This window comes from Streptomyces sp. NPDC032198 (assembly GCF_040636975.1).
Taxonomy (GTDB): domain Bacteria; phylum Actinomycetota; class Actinomycetes; order Streptomycetales; family Streptomycetaceae; genus Streptomyces.
This window is the reverse complement of the sequence record NZ_JBEZVL010000015.1, coordinates 34,125-56,142: the sequence shown is the minus strand read 5'-3', so window position 1 is coordinate 56,142 and position 22,018 is coordinate 34,125. Positions and strand designations below refer to the sequence as shown.

Here is a 22,018-nt window from a genome sequence, read left to right as displayed (position 1 = left end):
CCACGCCCCAAAGTAGCCGATCACACTGACACGCCAGCCCAGCCCGCTGCTTCCCAGCCTCCGGCGCCCAGGACCGGGTGAGCTCCTCACCATGCTGCCCCGTGCGACGGTCCCAGCGCGGGTAGCCTCGCCAACTCACGGGCGTCTCGCGGTTGGGTCTGATGCTGTACGGCTGAGGAATGCGATCTGCTCGCGGCGGGTGCGCAGCCGGACGGTCTTCTCACGCCATGGGTTGGTGGCTTCGGAGAGCGCGGCAGGTGAGGGATTCAGGTTCTTCGCGGCTGCGCGAACTGCGTGAAGGTCATGAGGTTGCAAGGTACTGCGGGCCAGACGCACACACTTCCGGAATCCGTAGGGCAGTTGCCGGTGCCGTAACCGGTCAAGGAACCAGCGACGCATGACGCGGTAGGCAGCAACTCTGGCAGGTGGATCCATCCAGACGATCGTGTCGGCGGCTTCCATGAGTGATCCGGTCCAGGTGAGAAAGATCCCCTCGCAGATCCACCGGTCCCCAGCAGCGAGGCCGGTTGCAATGTGTTCAAGGTCCATACGACTTCGGCGCTGTCCGTCAGGTTGGTACCGGTAGCCGTCAAGTGGGAGGTACGGCAAATCAGTAACCGCGGCCAGCTGTGCGGCGAAGGTGCTCTTGCCTGCGCCCACCCCGCCGACGACGAGAATGCGCTGAGGTGTGGTCCTGCCAGGCGGGGAACTGTCCGGGTTCGGATCGGTCACGATCCGATGATGGCAGCCTGTGATCCATAGCAGCGCCCCGAGCCTCGCCCTGACTCCAAGAAGAATGCGATCGGGTGCACCGTGCACGTCAAGACCGCTGCACCAATCGATGATCTCGGTCGTACCCCGCTACAGCCGCTGAGCCTTGGGGGCCGGCCTCCAAATCGACAAGGGCGCGGGCGAGTGCGTACTCCAGAAGACGGTGAGGTCAACACCGCAAGAGAGCCGTCGGTGCAGAGCCACGAGGCTGGTGATTGACGCTAGGCCGCAGCATCGGTCCGGTGAGTTCTGGAGGAGCTTGCAGGCCATCCAGCAGTTGAATGATCTTGTCAATGTTGGTCAGTTTGCGGGCTCCGGACTCGAGCATCGACAGGAAGGCTTGGCTCAAGCCGGTGATTGCGGCTATGTCGTCTTGGCGGATCCCACTGTGCTGTCTAATCAGTTGGCACATGCGCCCGAATTCGCGGTTGACCAAGGCTTGCCGGACATCGGGTAACTGCCAGAGGTCCTTGGGGATGCTGCGCGCGGTCCCTGTTTGGTGCCGTGTGTCGCGGCTGCAACCGGCACAGAGGTCTTCCCCGTTGTACCGACTCAGACGGCATCGGCAGCGGCTGCAGAGCCGGGGGGCGCCAGCAGGTGTGGGAGTGTCCGCGACGACGCGCTCCGTGCCTGACGGCGATAGGGCCGCCTCTGACGAGCGTCGATGCGAGTCGTCACTGCTGGCCTGCACATCCGTGCGTGCGCTCGGGCAGCTCCTGGATGCGTCGCCCCAGGCCTTCGCGCCGGGGAGCGCCGCGCTCAATGCCTGATCGGGCACCGGTTGCCTCCGTTGGTCCGTGATGCTCTCAGGCTGGAGCCAGTCATGACGAAGGACCCGGACAGACTGTCCGGGCCCAATTCTTCTTGCTCTTATCGCTATTGATGGGCCATCAGGAGGTGGTTCTGCCAGCCTCATTCAGTACGGCTTCCCACGGGTACCGGCGCTCCGGCATCCCTGCCCGCGGCTCGGCGAGCGGCCACACCTCATCTCCGTGGATCAACCGCACCCCCGAATCGTGAAGGGCTTTGATGTGTCCCTCCCATGCGGGGTGGCGGGTATGCGCGGCGTTCACCCGGGGCCAGACGACTACAGGGAGGTCCAGTGTCCCGATGGCCTCGTTGACCTGTGTCAATGCCTGGTTGTCTGAGATTCCCAGGGCGAGTTTGGCGACGGTGTTGGCACTCGCTGGGGCGACGACGTAGCAGTCGACTGGCGGATGAGGCCGGCAGTCACTCGGCAGGCGCGGTTCGGCCCGTACGGGAAGGCCGGTCAATTCTTCGAGCTCCGCGGTCTCCCCGCTCGTGCGGAGCCACTGACCCGCGGTTGGTGTGAGCGTGACTGCGACCGTCCAGCCCCGTTCGAGCGCCGGGACCACAAGCCCTGTACGCAGTTCTTCGACTCCGCCGGCGCTCGATCCCACGACGCCCAGCACCTTGCCTTGTACCGAATTCACTGCACCGCCCTGCATCGTTGGGCCATGGCTAGCAGCTCGGATGAGTGGCTGCTTCCCGTCACCGGGGACTGTTTCCTCAGGTCGCGAAGGGTCTCGCGTACGCGTGGATTGTTCCGTACGAGCTGCGGCGAGGTGTGTTCGGCCTCGCGCAGCTCGCTGAAGGACTCGTCGACGCGACCGCTGAGGCAGAGGCCGCGGGCGTAGTCGATGCGGTGGGACACGGCGCGCTCCGCTGGCATGTGGGAGACGTTGATGTCGCCGTGCTCGACGACGTACGGGATGTTCTCCAGGTCGAGCTCGATCGAGAGGCGGTGCAGTTCGACGTTTGTGGGACCGAAGCACGTCTGCCAGTGGTTCTCGTCGGAGCCGAGCTGGTCGGCGAGTCGTTTCGCCTTCTCCAGCAGGGAGTTGGCGGTGGGGCGGTCCTGGTGGCGTGCGGCGGCCACAGCTGCTCGCAGATGAATCATGCCGAGCAGGCTCAAGGCTGCCGGGTCATCGTTGTGAAGCTGGCTGGCGAGCCAGGCAGCCGCGGTATCGCCCAGTTCGAGGGCGTCCCCATAACGCCCGTTGGCCAGCAGTGCGTGCGTACCGGAGCGGGCTGCGGACACGAGCGACAGCGGGTCCTCGGATTCGTCGGCGGCCCGCATGGCTCGCTCGGCGGCGAGCCACGACAGGTCGGACTCGCCGACCTTGGCGAGGGTGGTCGCCGCCAGGTGATGCGTGCGAGCCGAGATGGCGAGGCCGCGTCGGCGCTGATCGCCACTCGGAAGGTCTTCCAGCTCCTGGGCAGTCCTGAGCAGACCGGGCAGGGCGGCGATGACATCCCCAAGAACGCCGGCCTGGTAGTCATCCCAGCTGCGTTCGACGACGACCTGCGCCTGATCCGGCTGGGGCAACTGCCGCTCCGCCGTGGGACCGAACAGCAGCTTGGAGAGACGCCGGGGGCTCATCAGCGCGTCGCGGACGGCTGGCACGTCGTCCATGTGCTTCGCCTCGTTCTCCAGGAGGACGGGCTGACCGAGCAAGTCGCCGAGCGGGACCCGCAGTACACGGGCGAGCTCGGCGAGCTTGTCGATCCTCGGCGGCTTGCGCACACCTCGCTCGATCTTCGAGAGCCAGTCGGTGCTGTGCCCGACGAGCCCGGCGAGCACAGGCTGCGTATAGCCCCGGCGCTCGCGGTAGAACGCGATCCGTTCTCCGACGCTGAGGTGATCCCCAAGACCACGCATGCGCGCTGCCTCTCTGACGGTTGGTCCGCCATCTACGTTAGCGGCCGAGCAGACACTCGAGATCAGAAAGTGATTCGGGCTGTCGTACCGTGCTCAACAATCCGCTATCGGGCCCGGAACGGGCCGGACACTCTGTCCGGCTACCAACGAGTCCACGAGGAGCCAGACCATTGCACGTCCGCCATCAGGGCAAATGCTCGACACCCTGGGAACCACTCGCGTGGCGACGCAACGAAGGGGAAATGTCACCATGATAGCCAGGGGTGCGAGACAGCCATACAGATGCATTTTGGATGCAGTTACTGCTAAGGGCCCGGCGAGATTTCCCCAGGGCCCCCAGCAACTAAGGTTGAACTTCCGTTGCCCCTGACGCCATACGCCGCATGATTTCGGCAAAGCTGGGCGACCCTGGTTTGAGGAGGCCTAAGTAGTCCTGCTGGAAGTATCGAGCCAAGACGTCCGAGTTCGGACCCTCGAAAGCGAACGTCTTCGAGACGAAGGGCCGGAACCCGTCGGGAACTTTGTCTCCAGGAGACCATCACTTTCCCGCAAGGTGGAGCTAGCGATCTCGGGTAGAATTTCGCGGCGAAGCGGCGCGTTCGCCCATGGGTTGATGAACAGATGGAGTCCTTCGGCGAAGGTCTCCGGATCGTCCTCGGGCCGGTCACCCAGGACGTATGCGAATCCTTTGGATGTGGCCGAGTTGGGTACGTAGTCGTAACAGGCGCCGACGCGCACGAGTGCGGTCTCGGCGTTGCCAAGGCCCTGCTCGGTTCCAATTCGGTTGAATTTCGCAATGGTGTGGGCGTTGCTGAACAGAACACCAGAGAGGTTGGCTGCTTCGGGCAGCTTGAACAAGGCGCTGGGGATCGTCTTCGTTGCCCAGTGGTGCTCGATAACGTCGTGCTGGGCGACGGTGAGGTTGCCGGCATCGTCGTGGCTGAATGTCTGGTCGATGCCGTAGAGGTAGCTGGCGAGCAACCCGTCGGGGTGGAATTGGGCGTGAGCGTTGTGGAAGGCTCCGACGGCGATCACGAACGGAACGCCTTCCACATGGGGCTTCTCCCAGTAGGCTTGCCCCTGTGCGTCGCGGTGTACCAGCTTGCGACGTAGGGCCTTGCCGAGCTGGAAGACGAACTCCCGGTCGGCGGAAGGGAGATCGCCGGGCAGCCAGCTCTGCGGCGGCGTGCCATCTGGTGGGGCACCCTGGGCGGGGTTTGTGGTAGTGACCTCGATCGCAACAGGCTGGTCACCATGCAGCATGAAGTCGGGCGATGGCGCAGTGCGGTCGAGCTGGAGGTTCCACTCCTCGATGTAGGCGAACACCGCGAGTTCGAACACCGGCGCGGAGAACCCTGTCGTCTGAAAGTCCCGGACGAAGTTACCGTCGACGTCGCGGAAGTTCTCAAAAAGGGTATTCATCAGTGTCCGGGCCGCCTCGTGGCTAATGCCCTCAGCGACCTTCAAGAACCGTGGGTCAAGCTTCTGTGATGGCGCAACCGGTGTGAACAGATCGCGGGAGTTCCTTGCCATGGTCTGTCTCCGGTGATGCTCGACGAATCGACGCAGCCGACAAACTTCGGCGTGATTCTGGTGAGTCAGGGTTGCAACCGGCCGCTACTGTTCAGGGTAGGCCGAGCGAGGCGCCGAGGGACACCTGTCGCGCAGTTGGAACCGCCTCGGAGACTCTTACCAGACGCCGCTGCCCCTTGCGACGGGCGTGACCGCCGACGCGAGTCGAGACGTTGCACGCCATTGCAGGTTATGGGCTCTCTGAGAACGAGGTGGGCTCATACAAGATTTTCGTAGCCGTTGATCGCTCTCGCTGGGCCGTGGCATCCCGCTGCTCCGGCGAGATGCTGCCCGTGCCTGACCACGCGTTGAAGCTGTCATCGCGGCTTGCTTCTGTGGAGATCAGTTCGGTCAAGTGTCGCGGAGAGATGGTGGTGATCCCTGCACGGCCCCGGGCGGGGCCGGTTGCGTGCACCGGTTGTGCCAGGCCTTCGACTGGGACACAGCCGCTATGTGCGGCCTGTCGCGACGAGGCGGTCCGCGAGCGTCCGGTGCGATCGATCTGTCGGTCCGCCGCCTATACCGCGAGAACCCCGCCTGCTCAAAGGTCACATTCGCTGAGCAGATCGACGGACTGACTGACCAGGCGAAACCAGCGCCGCGCTGCAGGGCTCCAAGCGATTTGGCTGGCTCCCGAGGGGGTCAGCGGGCGGCATCGCGGATCCAGGTCGTGCAGTCGGCCAGTGTGTGGCCGGTTTTGCCGCCAGCCTCGCGGAGGGTTTGGATGGCGTCGTCGTAGAGGGCGTCTTCAAGCTGCCAGCCTTGGTCGCCCAGGGGGATCGCGAGGTCAGTTACCAAGTTCTCGTCACGGGTGGCGTGCAATAGCGCCAGGAGGACGAGCAGTTCCTGACCTGGGCTCGACGTCTGCTGCTGGATCTGGAGCAGACGTGGGAGTGCGGTGGTTCCTTCGGCCCGGGCGAGGGCCAGAGCGGCTACAGCACGCTCGAACGGTGCAGGGGAGTTTATGCCGGTCTGGAGGTGTGGCAGCAGTTCCGGGACCAGGCGCAGGCCGATAGCGCGGTAGACGCGCCACCGGCAGTGTTCGAGGTCGTCGCGTCGCAGCAGCTCTTCGACCAGAGGCACGAAGTCCTCCTCGGCGGTGCGGTCCAGGCAGATGGCCAAGGCTTGGTATGCGGCGTTGCTTAGCTGGCCGGTGGTTCGGGCCAGGAGCATTTCGATAGCCTGGGGGGTTGCGATGTAGCCCAGGGCTTCGCAGATGGTCTGGCTCGTGTGGTTGGTAACCTGTGTGGCCCGCTCGGCGAGGGGGCGGCAGGCACGGTCCAGGCGTATCCGTCCCAGCGCGGTCGCCGCCAGGTCGACCAGGCGCTCGTGTGCTGCTGGGAGCCATCGTTGCAGGAGCGGATCGGCGTGGGCCGGGCCGAGCCACCTGAAGATCTCATAGACGTAGGGCAGGTTCAGGCGGTCTTCCTGCTGGTGGTGACTGGTGATGAACCGGCCGTAGGTTTCGAGGACTTGGCTGTCCACCGGGGCGGATTCTGGTCCCGGCCGGTGGAACATTCGCGCGAGAGCTCTTGAGGTGTAGTCAGAGAGTTTGTCGAAGGCGTCGTCGTCCTGCTGTGCGCATTCGACGGCATCCCACGCTGCGGTTGTTGCCCCGATCAGGCCCAGGCCTTGGATGGCCATCCGTGCCGCGTCGTACTGCGCGTCTTCGGTCGCCATCTCGCACAGTTGCTCAGTGGTGAAGGGGTGGTGCGCCGGGGATAACAGATTGGTGGCGGCCACGGCCGGTTGCCAGGAGTCGTTGGCAGCCGCGATCCGCGGGAGCAGCAGTGCGGCTGAGCGTTCCGGGTCGCTGGCAAGGACGTATCGAAGGGCGGAGCTGGTCATTTGCTGGCGGGCGGGCAGGTCGATCACGGCTGCCGCGTCGACTTGCCCTGACTGCACGATGGCGAGGGCCGTCGGCACGGCGATCAGTGGGTCGGGTGAGGCCAGGTCGGTGGTCCGGAGGCGCCGCGTGGGTGCGCTGCGCAATCCACCTCGACCCGTCTGGGCGTGCGCCTGGATTCGGAGGCGCTGTACTTCCGCCTCGTTGTGGGCCATGGCGGTGTCCAGCAGGTCGGTCAGCGCGGTCGCGTGGAGCGTCAGTGCGACATCCAGCCCGGGCCGGTCGGGGCCGGGGGCGGGGAGGCGGCTGGCGAGGATGGTCCAATCGTGGTGTTGCCAGCTGCGTACCCGGGGCAGATGCCGGGCGAAGCTGTCGACAGCCTGCTGGTAGACCTGCGCGCGAGTTGTGGGGTCGGGTGCGAGCGCAGTCAGGGCCGTGACCGGGGCCTGGTTCAGGATCTGCTCGATGAGCGGGTTGCCAGTCCGGAGAGTGTTCCACCACTCATCAGCGGTGCGGGCCAGCAACAGCAGTTTCACCGGCGTTGCCGGGGTGCGCCGGATCAAGGCTTCGAGCACAATGGCGAGCTGACCGGCGCGGGCGTCGGCTTGGTCGACCACGACGAGCGCGGGGACTGCGGACGCCGCCAGCACCTCCAAAGCCGCATTGTCGGTGTCGGAGGAGCGCAGCCACAGTACAGCCCAACGGCCGTTGGCCAGCTGGTCTGCGAAGTGATGGGCGAGCCGGGTCTTGCCCTGCCCAGCCGGCCCGTGGAGCAGGCAAGCGCCGATACCCGGTAGGGCGGCCCAGGCGCGGAGTTCATTCAACAGGGCGGTTCGTCCGTGAAAGGGCACCACAGCGTGCCGGGCTCGCAGCAGCGCGGACGGGGAGGGAATCCAGGAATCACTGGCGAGGACGTCGGTAGTTTCGGCGAGATGCTGCCACTCGACAGGTTCGAGCGTGCTGCCGGTGTCAGAGCCGTGCTCGGCCAGCGCCCTGCGGAACCGCGGGTTGTGTAGCAGGACATAGGCAGGCACGGCCTCCAGGCGGGCATGCGCAAGTTTCGCCGGATCGCTGGCGATGACTCCAGTGAGCAGGTCGGTGCAGAACAGTGCTGCCCCCGATAGGCCGCTCCAGGGAGAGGTGCCGTCCTGGGTCGGTGCGGGCGGGTGCTGGTTGAGGTTCATCACGTAGCGATTGCCGACGAACCGATCCCCAGGGTTGATGCTGCCCGAGGGGTGCAGCGTGTCTATCGGCCGCTCGGGCCGCTGCACCACTTCCGGGACACCCCAGGTCTCACAGGGCGTTCCTGGCCGGTCCGTGACCAGCCGCCCCCACCGGATCTGCAATCCCGGCGGGTCCCAGGCCGGGTCGTCGACGCGGAGCAGGGCGGCGTCGTCCCTACCGCCTGGCTCACCACGCCAGACGACCAATGCGGTGTACATCTGCGGTTGGCCTGGCCGGAACAGCTGGATGTCGGAGTCTTCTTCGGATACGACGTGGGCGGAAGTAAGCACCAGCCGCGACGCGATCACGTACCCCGACCCCGGCCCCTTCGGGCCAGCCACAGCCACCACACGCTGCCGATCCATCCCCACCCCCGATACTCATCCGGTACCCGCCCGTTCACGGGCAGGGCGGTCAGTCGTCAATCCGGCCAGTGAGGTTCCCTGGGCCTGGCGGCCTCCGATCGGTGCCGCGGATCAGGATGTCGCCGCCGTTCGGCCGCTGCGGCGTGAGCGCCACCTTCACCCGGTGCGTGCGGCCGCGTGCAACTGCAGCCTCCACGTCGCCTGAGACCACCCATACCTTGAAGCCTGCCTTGGCCTTCGCGTCCGTACGGAGTTCGACTGCGAACTCCAACTCGATCGGGCCGACCTTGAACGCGATCTCCTGGCTGGAGCCCCGGGCGGCTGCGTCCAGCAATTCATCGCGCAGCACTGCCACTGCGTCCGCCAACTCGATCTCCATGACGCCCCCTCGAGCCCCCGCCCCGGTGCCGCATCCACGTTGCGTCCTACTAGAATCACGCACAGTAGAAGGAATGGCTACGCAGCGCCCGGCTTCGTTTCAGGCTGGTACGAGTGCACTGGTCACTCCTGCTGCACGCACGCAACCAGAACTCCTACCCACCGCCTTGTCGTACGAAGCCATCCCCGATGGGAACGGGGCCTGGCTCTGGCGAGAGCCAGGTTTCCGTAGCCGGCGATCGTCCAGAGATCGTCGTTGGCGGGCCGTTGGCGGCTGCGGCGGGAGTGGGCGACGAGGTTGCCACGCTTGCGGAGTAGCCGGAGGCCGGCCATACCCGCCATCTGGCGTTTGGCCAGCTTCAGATCCGCGACCCGGCCCTACCTCTGCTGCGGTGCTTCTTCCTCCCAGACATCAAGCCCCCTCGGACGATGGCGAGATCCGCCAGCAGTTCGAGTCGCTGAAAGCCCACGAACATCGGGAGGGCTGTCGCTCCGAATGGCTCTCGCCTGCGCCGGAAGCGCACGACCTTGGGCTGCTCGTTGTGGTGGGGGCCTGCTGTACATCAACCACCTAGTCACCAGCCAAGAGCAGTGAGCGCATCCAGCATCGAGCCCAAGGTGGAGGACGTCCGCCTGGAACTCGCACGAGAACTGCGGCATGTCCTGGAGTGCAAGGAGTTCACCGAGACGGAGGCCTAGCTTCCGGACTTGGGTGGACTGGACGCGCGGGTCTGGACGACGGGTGAGGGCCCGAAAGGGCTGTTCGATGCCCGAGACAGCGGGTGGGATCACCGGGGAGGCTCATCGCACCCGCCTAGGCTTGGCAGATGGCGAACCGGAAACAGCAGACGACGTACATGGGCGAGTGGTGGCTGCCTGAGCGGCCAGATCAGGTGCTGAACGGCACACTGACGGTGGGCCCCCATTATCCGGAGCTTGAACTGTACGACCGAGCTTCGTCGCACGCAGGTGGCGCCTCGGAACCTTTCGAGCCTCCTGTGATCCACGGCCTCAGCATGGGCACCAAGCTGACACTCCTTACGAACGTGCAGACTGACGCCCCCGCAGCCGGTAAGGGCGAGCACCGAGTGCTCCATCGGCGTTTGATCGTGGGCACAGTGCTGATCGGCGACTCCCACCTGCGAGAAGAAGCCGTCCGGTTTAACCGGGCCTCCCTGCGTCTGACCTATCTGGACGAATGGGTCAACCGGTCGCCGTACAACTGGGAGGCGGGCCCGCCCGAATCGCTGCAGGTAGTCGACGATCTAGCGAATCTGACGGCATCGGTCCCCGGTTGCGAGATCGTTCTGGGCAGAACCTGGAGGTCGCACTTCAATCGGCTGGCGGATGCAGGGTTCAACAGCCACGAGGTGATCGAGCTTCGGCTCGACGAACGAGTTCCACTCAACGAGCTGGAGTACCAGTTCGTCCGTCCGCTTGAACAACTGCTTACCCTGGCCGCTGGCTTTCACAGCAAGGCGCTCGACCTTCTGGTGGGCAACGACGACGGTGACGTCCTGGCTTGGGAGTTGACCGCGCACTCCGTTCGGCGCCGGAGGCCCGATCAGGATCAGGTCGAGCGGCCAGTGGTCCGCCCGCACATGCGATTCGGGATGAACAGCAACGGCTACCCGCCAGACATCGACTTCGGGGACTTGGTGCCCAGCTGGTTCGAGCTGCAAGCACGCTTGTCAGGCGTCTGCGATCTGATCTTCTCTCTCCGCTCTGACTCCGACGGCTACCTGCAACAGCAGCTGTTCACGATCGCTTCAGCGGTCGAAGGTCTGCACCGCGGACTTAATCCACAGCTGGAGGAAAGGACTGCCAACGATCGAGCCCGAAACACTGCAATCCTTGCGGCCGTACAAGAGAACTGCCCAGAGCACCACGAGTGGCTGAGGGACGTCATCGGGAATGCGCACCGTAAGAGCTACGCCTTCCGGATTCAGGAGTTGCTGCAAGAAGCCGGGGAGGTGATGGTTGGCGTTTTGGGGGACCACGACAAGTGGTTCCGGAAGCTTCGCGATGTCCGCAACGAGCTCGGCCACGTACTGTCCTCGAAGACGACCGTGGACCAGATGGTGGGGATGCTTTCCTCAGCCCTTCTTCTCGCCGAGGCCGTTCTACTTCGCCGGCTCGGGTTCACCGAGGCCGAGTGCCGCCGGTCGCTGGACTACCACTGGGAACGGGAGAACGTAGGCGCCCTGGTGAAGAAGGGCTTCCCTGAGTGGTTTCCGGATTCTGTCAAGACACGGGCTAGGTAAGCACCGTCTGCTGGGGGCCGGGTTCCTATATTGGACGCGCCGTTGGCGGCAAGGCCACCATCAACTACGAGGCAGACCGAGTCCGTTGGGTCCATCCGGTCAGCCTCGGCACCCTCGATATCTATCCCAGCATGCACGAGTAGATCGGCCGCTACCTGGCCGGCCCCTACCCATATCTGGGGTAACAAGTTCAGAGCATCACGCCCGCGGCGTCCGCCGCCGCCCGCACCCGGGCCACACTGGCATGGATCTCGGGCGCGGCGCGCCGGATGAACCGCCCCACCACGCTGTCCGCCCCGTAGCGGCACAGGATCTCGGCCACGCGCTCTTCGGACGTTGCGCTCTCCCCGTCCGGTGTAGTGGTCATGTCGCAATACACCAGCGCATCAACGAGCAACGTATCGTCGAGTAGGGGAAATTCGCTGGCCAGTTCCGTGTGGAGATGGCGTTCCTCCGCTTCCAGCAAGGCGAAGGAGTGGTTGGCTACAAGCCTCACGACGCGGCTGTCTATGACCTGGGCATCGCGTAGGTATCGCGCACCGTCAAGGGGATGGAACCCCGTGGCGACAAGCGGAGGCGCATAGCCGATGTCGTGCAGGACGGCGGCCGCTTCGAGCAGCGAAGCCTCTCCCTCGACGGCAACGGCGAGTCGTCGAGCGCAGGCGGCCACGCCCTGCGTGTGCGCCCATCTTCGTGGCAGGCTCTCCTGCAGCAGGTTGGCCGCCAGTTCGTGAGCCTGCTTCACGTCAACTACCGTCACGGTTGATCCAATCCGCGGTATGGCGGGCGGGTTCGAGGCGTGGATCTTCGGGGTGCGCGTCTGGGGTGAGGATTTTCGCGCAGATGAAGAGCGTCATTACCTTCCCGTCCCGGCTTTCGAGGTCGTGGCGTCGCTCTTGGCGTACGCGGTCGGCGAGTGCGGGTACGGCGAGGGAGTTGCCCCACAAGGACGCGGCGTCGAGTCCACGGGGGGCCATCCCCCAGTCTTCCCAGTCGAAGAGACAGAATTGGGGAGCTGTCATGTTGGCCCAGTTCAGATCCGCGTGAGCTGGTTGCCAGTGTTCTGTGATCGTATCGGTGGCGTCGGGGAAGACGCCTTGGATGGTCTTGGTCACCAGTTCTTGAGTGATGGTCACGGTGTCCGGGCTTGCGATGCGTGCGGTGCGGTGCGCGGCGAGTGCGTCCAGCGAGGCGTTGAGGGACTGCCACCACTCGTCTGACAGCTTTGGGTCTTCGGCCAGCACGCTGGTGCCGACGGCTGCTCCGGGGAGGAGGTCGGTCTCGTCGGCCCGCCACATCGCCTCGTCGTGCGGATCGCGCCAGACCGCACACTGATGCCAGGCGGGTTGGATGACATCGGTCAGTCGGGCCGCGCTCTCGGTGCCGTTCCACCCCTGGTCGCCGATCTTGTCGAGCGGGCGCCGCTCAATGCGTACCCACGTATCGCGGTCCGTCCTGGCGCCGACGGAACGTCTCTTTCGCACCACTGTGGAACGGTCCAGGCGGGCCTGCAGGGACCGCTCCACGCGTTCGAGAACCGCGTCGACCGGCTGCTTGCGGAGGTCGACTGTCGATACGGCGGACGCGATGGGCGTCATGTGGCTACTCCTCGGCCGCGGAGGAGCCCGCGGTAGTTCAGGACCTTGTCGGTGTCGACCTCGTAGCGTAGGGCTTCGACAAGCTCTCGCAGGTGAGCCAGGTTGTCCGAGCCGACCGCGACTGTGCTGACCTTGGGAAGGCTGTAGGCGGCCCGGAACGCTGCCTGAAGACGTGAGAGTTGGCTCGGGGGCTCTTCCAGAAAGATGCGTGGGTCGAATTCAGTCCATATCTGGTCTGTGGCGTTTCCACCGAAGGGACTCATGCCCCATCGATTTGCCTCACGGATGTCCCAAATGCCTGCCAGGGCGTCCGAGGCGTCGAGGGTCTCCAATCCGACCAGGAGCCCGGCACGGGTCATCAGAACAGACGGCCTCGGTGCTGTGAGGTCGACTGCAGTGAGGAGAAGAGAGGGTTTCCAGGATGCAACTCCCCATGCACGGCACAGCCCTTCAGCCGTCGCTTCCTGAAGTGCGTTGCAGGCGTTGGCCAAGGTCACACGGGCGTGAGCAGGCTCGCCGTGCAGCGAGTCCTCGGGGTTGTGAAGGAAGACGAGATCCGGCGTGCGGCCCAAGTCGCGGTTCGTCTGCTCGATCGCGGTACGCAGACGGCCGGGGGCCAGGGAGTGTGCCGAACGGCCCGCTGCCGGGAAGTAGCCAACCTTCGTGGCGAGTCGGAACTGCCCGAGGACATCACCGGCCACCTTCGCAAGGACTTCGTGAGCGCGGAACCCCAGGTAATTGAAGCTGGTGTCGATGGCGCGAATTCCGAGGTCGAGAGCGCCGGTCAGGAGATGGCGTTCGTAACGAGACCGGTGTAACCCAAGGACAACTCCGGGGTCAGGCTCGCGCACAGTCCCTCCCTGGTAAGGATCTTTGCCACTTGCTCGGCCTCCGGGCCCACAGCGCGTGCGGCCTCATCGAGGCGTACCGGGTTGCCGCTCAGCAGCAGGCGCAGGGCGGGTGCGGCCTTGGCGGCGAAGGTGAGCTTCTTGCCTGCACCCAGCACGGTGACGCTCTCGGAGTTCTCCCCGATGTGGGGAGGGAACTCGGTGATGCAGACGACGGCTTCGAGCGGGCCGAGAATGTTCAGGTACGGCACGTGGCGAGAGGCTATGGCTTCCTGCTCCCGCAGAGCCAAGAACTCAGCCGCGCCTCGCGTCGAAACCAATTCCGCTGCCTTCTGGGCCAGTTCGCGATGCTGCGATTCCTGCCGCTCTGAGCCGCCCCAGCGGTCAATGTCGTACCGGAAGAGCTCCTTCTCCCTGGACCAGTCGGCGAGCCAGGTCAGCCAGCTCACGCCGGTTCGCTTGGCGAAGCCAAGTGTCATATGGAGGCTCTGCCCATCGCCTCGACCTAAGCGAGTGGCCTTGTGCCAGTAGCCACGCGGAATGTGCATGACGTCGCCGGCCTTCATCGTGCCCGTCCACACGATGTCCTCGCTGGGGGTGTTGTTCCGCTCGGCGTCACGGAACATCGGCACTGGGCGGGACGTACCGCGGACTTCCCACTCCTTCTCGCCGTCGAGCTGGATGATCAGCACATCATGGTCGTCCCAGTGCAGATCGAAGCCCGCGGCGTCGTTGGTGGTGAGGTAGACGTTCACTTGGACGTGTTCGCGGGCCCACCACTGCATGGCTCGGCAGGCGACTTCCATGGTCGGGTCGAAGGTGTTGACCTGGTCCAGGATCACCGTTGCACCCTCGTCCAGAAGGCTGCCCAGGCGGCGCATGTTGGCCATCGGGATGGTCTGGCCCCGGAGTGTGACCTGGGGGTTGAGGTACGCGTCTGGGTGCAGCTCCTCACCGCCCTTGAAGCACCGGAACTGCGGGTTCTCCAGGCTGCGGCGCATGACCACGTCGAGCAAGCGAGCCGGTGTCAGCAAGCGCCGCACCAGTTCGGTGTCGCTGAGGCTTCCCTGGGCGAACTGGACACCGAGCTGGCCGGGCCCGTCCCATCCCAGGGCTTCCTCGACGGCGCGCGGCAGAAGGTGGTCCATGAGCGTGTCCCTTCTCGAGTCGGGCGACGGAGGGACCGCGCGTACACGGCCCCTCCGTCCAGTCATCCAGCTGACTGTTATGCGGAGTGGTTCAGCCCATCGCCACCAGGCCAGGGGCCGTCACCGGACGAGCCCTGCCCAGGGTCTGAGGCACTGCTGTCGTGCCGGTCATGAACACCGGCCAGCACCTCCACGGCAACGAGGAGGTCGCCGTCGGGCGGCGACGCTTTCTCGGGCACGGTGTGCTCCTTCCTCTTCGATTCGCCCAACGGGGGTTTCCGTGGACGTGGTGCGCTCTGGCGCACGAGGCGCCAGAAACCGCCCCCACGCCCGTAGGGGATCGACTCACGCAGGGGCGGAGTGCAGATGCGTCCTAGACGTTGCGGTCGGAGGCCTTTCTGGTGGAGACATCCTCAACCGGGCTTCCAGCACAAAGCGGATCTTCCACCGCGCAGATCCCTTCACCTAGGTTTTCGCGCACGCTTTTCCGACACGTGACCAGAATTAGAATGCGCATAAATTGACTGCGCAGAAGACCGCCACCCGACCCTTCTAAGACGCGGCCCGCTTCGAAGGGTTCTGAATCCACTCGGCGGGAGCTTGAGTGGCCAACAGTTACGACTCTTCTGGCATTGTAGCGCCCGGCAACCTGGCCCTATATTACTGCTGTAATAGCTACTGTTAGTCCAAGGCTCCGCCGTTCCGCCCGAGGAGGCGACAGCGTCCGGAATCCGGCCAGCACCGCCTAGAGCGGGCTGAGTTGTGGACTCGCGGCTCCAGGCCATTGACGGTTCATCGAGAAATCTTGTCGGCTGCGCGCGGGAGTGGTGGACTTGGGTCTCATCACTGGAGTGATATCACCGCAGCGATGTGCCAACCTCGCCCGGTTCCGCGATCGTTGGTGAGCGCCAAGACCGTCGTCTGGCCCACCACTTGAAAGTGCCGTGCTATTACCCGCGTGACGGCAACCGACAAAGCTCGGGAGTTTTACGCATGGTCAGTGTTCCAGAGGCAAATCCACTTGCCCCGTTCGTACGTAGCGATCTACCCGGCCGCTTCAACGAACTCGACGTGCTCCGACGGCACTGGTCGCGTTTCGCGGCGGTGTCGCAGGGAGCGATCGTCCCACCGTACGAAGTACTCATCCATCCCTCCAGCGGGTGCAACCTGCGATGCGCTTGGTGCATCGGAGACCATGTTCCTCTCGAGTTGTGGGACGACGAGCGCGAGCAGTTGGTCATGCTCGACGCGGCCAAGGGTGCTGCGGATAGGCTCCCGGATCATCTGACGAACCCGGCGAACATGCTCAAGCTCATTGGCGACATCGTCGACTACGAGGTGAAGGGGTCCTACCGGCAGAACGGCGAAGACCAGTCGGGGGTCTTCAAGGTGGAGGCCGTGTCGTTCTCCGGGTTGATCGGCGAACCGCTCGTCGCCCGCGCGGCGTTGATCCCGGCATTCGGTCTCTTGGCAGAGCGCGACATTCGCTACGGGATTTTCACGAACGCCGTGCTGATGGATGACGCGTGTATCGAAGCCCTGCTCCCAGCCGGATATGTGCACATAAGCATCGATGCGGGAACACCGGAGACCTACGCCCAGCTGAAGTACGGCGGCCGGCCGGCTGGCAAGGTCATGTTCGAGCGGGCCCTTGCCAATTTGGCACGGCTTGTCCAGCGGCGTGCTGAGACTGGCTCTGACGTGGAGATCAACACGTCCTTCGTCATGTATCCGGAGAACTACCACGAGGTGCATACGGCAGCCGGGCTTATCCGTGCCGCAGGCGCCGACAGCTTGCGCTTGAAGCAGGACAATTCCGGTCAGCGTCCGCTGGATCCTGACCAAGCACGTCACGCTGCCCAGTTGATCGAACGGATCCGCCGGGAGCTCGAAACGGAGGCTTTTCGGCTGTTCGAGATCCACCGGGTCGGCCAGACAGGCGAGATGGCCCGGTCGTGCTCGACTTGCTCGATCACCGATCTGATGGCCGCGGTGGGCTCCGACGGCTGCCTGTACCCGTGCAACTACCACCCCCGCCCGGGCGGTTTCAGTTACGGCAGTGCCTTGGAGCAGTCGTTCGCCACGGTCTGGGAGGGGGAGATACGCCGGCAGTTGCGCGGCAGGCTGCCCGTGATCTGCCCGAAGGTGTGCGACCCGTTCAAGAACCGCTCCAACCGGCTTCTGGCGGAGGCCAAGAGCGTCGTGGCGGCCGACGGTATCGATCGGCTGGAGGACCACGTGACCGACTTGGTAGACGGCGGCGCCTACTCGGTCGGGGGCTGACCGCCGTGCAGGACAGCTTTTCGAGCGAGGATCTCGACACCTGGGCGCACCGTCCTGCGACTGTCTCGCGGCGGGAACGCATCGGTGTAGCGGAGGCTGCGGTTGAGATCTACGCGCCGTCGCCGATCGTCGACTATGTCAGGTGGTACACGGAAGGCTACTTCGGGCCTCAGCAGTCCCCGGCCCAAGCACGGCTCTTCGTCCATGAGGTGCCCCTGGAACTGCGGCGCTCGGTCCAACAGGCGCGGCTCTCACCACCGCTGAGGCGAGCTGTTCTCCCCTCGGCGCCAGACACGATCTGCCTCGTGGACGACGGGCACCAGGCGGTCCACCTCCTTCTACCGACCGGCCCGGAGCCCCAGCCCGTACAGGCGGTGGTGCGGATCCTGCGCGCGCTCGTTCTCCATGAACTGCTGAGGAGGGGACACCCGTTCTTCCACGCGGCGTGTTTCGTACTGCGAGAAACGGGCGTGGCGCTGATCGGAGCTCATAGGGCCGGCAAGACGACGACGCTCCTGCACGCCCTGGACCAGCCGGAGACGGCACTGGTCAGCAACGACAAGTTCGCCTTGCTGCCCGCCGCCGAGAGCTCTGAGCCCCCCGTGGCACTAGGCTTCCCCATCCAAGTCGGGATCCGCGCGGGCAGCGTGCTTGCTCTGGCTGAAGGTCCGCTGCGGGCGTTCCTCATGCACAGATGGCCGCAGCGGTACGGCGATCTTACGGCCCGGCACGAGGGGGACACCCGTCTCCACGTGCGACCGCAGGAATTGGCGGCCGCCTCTGGCAGTGAGGTGATACCTCGGTTTCGTCTCAGCATGGCCCTCGAACCGCACCTCGATCCGCTAGCGATTAAACCTCGCTTGGAAAGGCTCAACGGCGCTGACTGCAAAGCACTTTGGGCCCGCCACTCACTGCTCCATCCGGCTGCAGTCTTCCCCCAACAGGCCGCTGTGGTCGACCCGACAACGCGGGCCGAACTGCGGATCCCGCAGATTCCTGCCTACCGCCTGGTTCAACCACCAGCTGTCGGCCCGCTGACCACCCGACTGCTCGAAGACCTCATATGCCGCACAGCGGTGGGAGAGTGAACCAGATGCGCATCCTCGGTATCGCCAGTGATCTGCATATTTCCTCCGCCGCGCTGATCGAGGACGGCCAGGTCGTGGCAGCTGCGGCCGAAGAACGCTTCACCCGGAGCAAGCACGCGCGAGCCTTTCCCGCCCGCGCCATCGACTACTGCCTGTCGGCCGTCCCCGGGGGTCTGGACGGCGTGGAGAGGGTCGCGGTCAGCACGAACCCGGCGATCGACCTGAGCGTGCCCGATGGTCGCCACACGGGACGCGCCCGCTGGCACCCCGAGCGTCTCTACTCAATACCGAACAACCTCGCCACACTCGTGGACGCGCCGTACCAGGGCCACGCAACGCAGATCCTGCAGACCGCGGGTAAGCCCCTACATATCGACTACATCTACCACCACGACGCCCACGCGGCGAACGCCTTCTTCCTCTCCCCCTTCGAATCGGCTGCGATCCTGACAGTCGACGGCCGGGGCGAGGACTGCACCGCGCTGAGCGCAATCGGGGACCGCAACACTATCGCCGCCATCGACACCCTCCCCTATCCCCATTCGTTGGGGTTGCTGTACGGCGCAGTCACCCAGTACCTGGGCTTCCGGATCGACCGCGACGAGTGGAAGGTCATGGGGCTAGCCGCCTACGGAGATCCCGACTCAGCCGCCTACAAATCGCTACGCGACCTCGTCGACTTCGAGGACGGCACAATCCGCGTCGACCTCAACTACTTCGGCTACTACCTTCAACCCCCGCGTGGCGCGGTCAGCGAAGCGTTCATCCGCCGTTTCGGTCCGGCACGGCAGCCTGGTGAGGCGATCACCAGTCGGCATCATGATGTGGCCGCAGCCGTCCAGCACGTGCTTGAGGACGCACTGCGCTACCTGCTCGTGAACCTGCACCAGCAGACCGGAGAAAGGAGGGTCGCCTTGGGCGGAGGGACTTTCATGAACTCCGTCTTCAACGGCAAGATCACGTCCTCGACCCCGTTCGACGAGATCTACATCTCCAGCTGCCCGGATGACAGCGGCACCTCGATCGGCGCGGCCCTCTACACCCATTGCGTCCTGCTCGGCTCGGATCGCGGCCCCGCGATGACTCACAACTACTACGGACCGCACTTCGACCAGACCTCTATCAACGAGGCGCTGTCGCGTGCCAAGCTGCGGGCTCCGGCCGTGGACGATCCGGCGAATATCGCGGCGCACGCACTAGCCGACGGGGAGATCGTCGGCTGGTTCCAGGGCCGCATGGAGCTTGGCCAACGGGCGCTGGGTAACCGATCGATCCTCGCCGACCCTCGCAGCCCGGCCATGCGCGACAGGGTGAACGATGCGGTGAAGTTCCGCGAGACATGGCGGCCCTTCGCGCCGGCCGTGCTCGCCGAGGACTTCGCCACGTACTTCGGGGCGGAACCGGCGGTGCCGTTCATGGAGCGAACCCTGGCCGTACGGGCCAAAGCACGGAGCCTCATCCCGGCCGCCGTTCATGTCGACGGCACCGCTCGGCCGCAGACCGTCACCGTGGACAGCAACCCGCTATTCCACCGGCTGATCACCGCATTCCGCGACCTCACCGGCGTCGGCGCCGTCCTCAACACGTCGTTCAACCTCGCCGAGGAGCCGATCGTGTGCAGCCCCCAAGACGCGATCCGTACCTTCTACTCTTCGGGCCTTGACCTGCTCGTGCTGGGAAACAGGGTGCTCACCAAGTGACGGCGGCCATCGGCGCGGAGGAGCTGTCAGCGTGCCTGCGCCAGTACGGCCTGCAGGCATGTGGGTCAGCACGGCCACTGCCCAGTGGACACGTCGGGGTCACCACCGTGGTGCCAACCGACCAAGGATCACTGGCCGTCAAACGGTTCGGCAGACGCTTCGACACCGTGCGCACTCTCCTCGCGGCACAGGCACACCAGCACGCGGCCCTGGACGGGTTGGCCCCGCAGCTGCGGCAGACACCGAATGGCCAGCTGACCACCGAGATCAACGGTGCCACGTACATGCTCACCGAGTACATCCACACGGCACGGCCGCCCGGGCTCACAGACTTTGCCGCTGCACTCGCCGCGCTGCATGCCCGCTTGGACAGTTTCCGTCCCGGTGGTCGCCGCACGGACTTCCTTGAGTTGTCCGACCCTCCCGCCGCTGGCCTGGAGCACCTTTTGCGACAGTCTCAAGGCGAGGCCCTCCGTGAGGTCGTCAACTGGCGTCTGCGGATCCTTGCGGAGTTCGGGCTCGGCGCGCAGGCGGTGGCGAGTGCGCCCAAGATGTGGGTCCACGGTGACGCACGTCCGGATAACGTGCTCGCCAGGCGCACCCCGGAGCAGCATCTGTTCATCGACTTCGACCAGGTCTCCCGCTTCCCGCGGCCCTATGAGGTTATGCGGGCCTACGTTGCCTCCGTCAGCCCTGAGCTGCCCGCCCCACTGCTGGGCTCGACATTCCGGTCTTATCTGAGCGCCTATCAAGCCGTCACGTCGATCCCCGCGGCGGAGCGCGCACTCATGATCGACCTGTACATCACCGTCCAGGCGGCCGAGACCCGTACCTTCACCACGCCCGAGGGCGAGGTTCGCGACATGTCGGCCTTCGCCCGTACCCGTCACCAGCAACTGATCTGGATCATCCAACATCGCGACCTCCTGCGCACGGTCGCGGAGGAGGTATGGCCATGACAGCTCTCGCACTCCTCGGTGGACCACCCCTGCGCACACGTCCCTTCCAGCCATGGCCGCAGTTCGACCGGGCGGAACTCGACGCACTGGCCGACGTCCTGGGCAGCCGCCGATGGGGTGGTATCCACGGCGGATCGCAAGGAGAGGTCTTCGAGACCGAACTCGCCGACTATCTGCAAGTGCCCCATGCAGCCGTGGTCGCCAACGGCACCGCCGGATTGATGATCGCCCTCAAGGCCCTGGGCGTACGGCCGGGAGACGAGGTCATTGTCCCCGCGATGACCTACCTGGCGACGGCCACTGCGGTCTCCCTGCTCGGGGGCGTGCCGGTCTTCGTGGACATCGATTCCGCTACCCACACGATCACCGGTTCGTCGCTGAAGGGCGCGATCAGCGAGAAGACGAAGGCAGTGATCGCCGTTCACCTGGGTGGTCACCCGGCCGACATGGACAGTCTCGGCGCCGTCGCCGACACTTACGGCATTCCGGTCGTCGAGGACTGCGCCCAGTCCCTCGGAGCGGCCTGGAACGGCACCCAGACCGGATCCCTGGGAACCATCGGCGTGTTCAGCTTCGCCAGCACCAAGAACATCTCTGCCGGTGAAGGCGGGGCAGTCGTCACACACGACGATGCCCTCGCCGCGCGCATCGCCTCCCTGCGAGATCACGGCCGCCCTCTTGGGGGCACTCCCAACCATCCCGAACTCGGCTGGAACCTGCGCCTCAGCGAATTCCAATCCGCCGTCTTGCGGATCCAGTTGAAACGTCTGGAGGCCCACCTGGCGGTGAAAGCGAAAGGCGCGGCCTTCCTCGCTTTGGCGCTGTCCAGACTGCCCGGATTGATGCCCGTGCCTGCCACTCTCGACCCGCGGGTGACCGCGCATGGCCGGTTCTCCTTCGCCTTCACGTTCGACGGCGAAGCATTCAATGGCGACGGGTACAACAGCACCTCACCCGGTGCCTTCCGGGCCGCGCTGCGGGCGGAGGGCATACCTGCCTCCACTCGTGGCCTCGTCGCCTGCCCCGATGAGGCGGTGTATGCCGACATCACCAGCCGCGACTATTCCAGCTCGCGGACCGTCTCAGCCGAGCAGGCACGCGTGGCGTGTTCCACGCTGGTGCTGCTCGGGCAGGCAGCCGGATCAGGGTTGCTGCTCGAGGGGCCGTCGGAACTCACCGATGTCGTGCGCGCCGTGGAAAAGATTCACGAGAACCGTATCCGTCTGCGTCAAGAACAGCGTCGGCCCGCCCGTCCCCACGTCTCATCCGATCAGTGATCGAGGAGTACCCA

General features: G+C 65.2%; 17 protein-coding genes. 6 read left to right on the top strand and 11 right to left on the bottom strand.

Annotation, left to right across the window (positions count from 1 at the left end; translation table 11 throughout):
• Positions 1-135: 135 nt before the first annotated feature.
• The 7 genes from AB0E78_RS33465 to AB0E78_RS33435 all read right to left on the bottom strand — a co-directional run bounded on the left by AB0E78_RS33465 (position 136) and on the right by AB0E78_RS33435 (position 8,840).
• Positions 136-732 carry a hypothetical protein gene (locus tag AB0E78_RS33465; RefSeq protein WP_361840664.1) on the bottom strand — a complete coding sequence of 199 codons (597 nt, stop codon included), beginning with the start codon at positions 730-732 and terminating at the stop codon, positions 136-138.
• 208 nt (positions 733-940) lie between these two features.
• Positions 941-1,183, bottom strand: coding sequence for a helix-turn-helix transcriptional regulator (locus AB0E78_RS33460; RefSeq protein WP_361841241.1), 243 nt, complete (start codon positions 1,181-1,183; stop codon positions 941-943).
• A 478-nt stretch (positions 1,184-1,661) separates the two neighbouring features.
• Positions 1,662-2,192: a flavoprotein gene (locus tag AB0E78_RS33455; protein WP_361840661.1), complete on the bottom strand. Its 531-nt coding sequence runs from the start codon at positions 2,190-2,192 to the stop codon at positions 1,662-1,664.
• 29 nt (positions 2,193-2,221) lie between these two features.
• Entirely contained in the window at positions 2,222-3,454 is a 1,233-nt protein-coding gene (locus AB0E78_RS33450) for a helix-turn-helix transcriptional regulator (RefSeq protein WP_361840658.1), read from the bottom strand.
• Positions 3,455-3,877: 423 nt separating this feature from the next.
• The gene (locus tag AB0E78_RS33445; RefSeq protein ID WP_361840655.1) at positions 3,878-4,987 is read right to left on the bottom strand and encodes a hypothetical protein; all 1,110 of its coding nucleotides are present in this window, start codon (positions 4,985-4,987) and stop codon (positions 3,878-3,880) included.
• A 681-nt stretch (positions 4,988-5,668) separates the two neighbouring features.
• Complete coding sequence (locus AB0E78_RS33440) at positions 5,669-8,404, bottom strand: hypothetical protein (RefSeq protein ID WP_361840653.1); 2,736 nt, start codon at positions 8,402-8,404, stop codon at positions 5,669-5,671.
• Positions 8,405-8,510: 106 nt separating this feature from the next.
• Positions 8,511-8,840: a trypco2 family protein gene (locus AB0E78_RS33435; protein WP_361840650.1), complete on the bottom strand. Its 330-nt coding sequence runs from the start codon at positions 8,838-8,840 to the stop codon at positions 8,511-8,513.
• Positions 8,841-9,666: 826 nt separating this feature from the next.
• Between AB0E78_RS33435 and AB0E78_RS33430 the strand changes: the two genes are divergently transcribed.
• A complete protein-coding gene (locus tag AB0E78_RS33430) occupies positions 9,667-11,103 on the top strand; it encodes a HEPN domain-containing protein (protein WP_361840648.1) in 1,437 nt (478 codons plus the stop codon).
• Between the two features lie 190 nt (positions 11,104-11,293).
• Here the strand turns inward: AB0E78_RS33430 and AB0E78_RS33425 are convergent, their stop codons facing one another.
• Genes AB0E78_RS33425 through AB0E78_RS33410 form a run of 4 tightly spaced genes read right to left on the bottom strand, consistent with a single transcriptional unit; the run spans position 11,294 to position 14,697 of the window.
• The gene (locus AB0E78_RS33425) at positions 11,294-11,848 is read right to left on the bottom strand and encodes an HD domain-containing protein (RefSeq protein ID WP_361840647.1); all 555 of its coding nucleotides are present in this window, start codon (positions 11,846-11,848) and stop codon (positions 11,294-11,296) included.
• 1 nt (position 11,849) lies between these two features.
• Complete coding sequence (locus AB0E78_RS33420) at positions 11,850-12,701, bottom strand: hypothetical protein (RefSeq protein WP_361840644.1); 852 nt, start codon at positions 12,699-12,701, stop codon at positions 11,850-11,852.
• Positions 12,698-13,552, bottom strand: coding sequence for an aldo/keto reductase (locus AB0E78_RS33415; RefSeq protein ID WP_361840642.1), 855 nt, complete (start codon positions 13,550-13,552; stop codon positions 12,698-12,700). Before AB0E78_RS33415 ends, AB0E78_RS33420 begins: the two co-directional genes overlap by 4 nt.
• Positions 13,486-14,697 carry a cupin domain-containing protein gene (locus tag AB0E78_RS33410; RefSeq protein ID WP_361840639.1) on the bottom strand — a complete coding sequence of 404 codons (1,212 nt, stop codon included), beginning with the start codon at positions 14,695-14,697 and terminating at the stop codon, positions 13,486-13,488. Before AB0E78_RS33410 ends, AB0E78_RS33415 begins: the two co-directional genes overlap by 67 nt.
• Before the next feature lie 993 nt (positions 14,698-15,690).
• Here AB0E78_RS33410 and AB0E78_RS33405 point away from each other — a divergent pair.
• Genes AB0E78_RS33405 through AB0E78_RS33385 form a run of 5 tightly spaced genes read left to right on the top strand, consistent with a single transcriptional unit; the run spans position 15,691 to position 22,004 of the window.
• Positions 15,691-16,980, top strand: a complete 1,290-nt coding sequence (locus AB0E78_RS33405; RefSeq protein WP_361840636.1) for a radical SAM protein — start codon at positions 15,691-15,693, stop codon at positions 16,978-16,980.
• A gap of 5 nt (positions 16,981-16,985) precedes the next feature.
• On the top strand, positions 16,986-18,068 hold the full coding sequence (locus AB0E78_RS33400; RefSeq protein WP_361840633.1) for a hypothetical protein: 1,083 nt from the start codon (positions 16,986-16,988) through the stop codon (positions 18,066-18,068).
• 5 nt (positions 18,069-18,073) lie between these two features.
• Positions 18,074-19,768, top strand: coding sequence for a carbamoyltransferase C-terminal domain-containing protein (locus AB0E78_RS33395; protein ID WP_361841238.1), 1,695 nt, complete (start codon positions 18,074-18,076; stop codon positions 19,766-19,768).
• Positions 19,765-20,727 (top strand): phosphotransferase, encoded by a 963-nt coding sequence (locus AB0E78_RS33390; protein ID WP_361840631.1) that lies wholly within the window; start codon positions 19,765-19,767, stop codon positions 20,725-20,727. Before AB0E78_RS33395 ends, AB0E78_RS33390 begins: the two co-directional genes overlap by 4 nt.
• Positions 20,724-22,004 (top strand): DegT/DnrJ/EryC1/StrS family aminotransferase, encoded by a 1,281-nt coding sequence (locus tag AB0E78_RS33385; RefSeq protein ID WP_361840628.1) that lies wholly within the window; start codon positions 20,724-20,726, stop codon positions 22,002-22,004. The genes AB0E78_RS33390 and AB0E78_RS33385 overlap by 4 nt, the downstream gene beginning before the upstream one ends.
• Positions 22,005-22,018 lie beyond the last annotated feature (14 nt).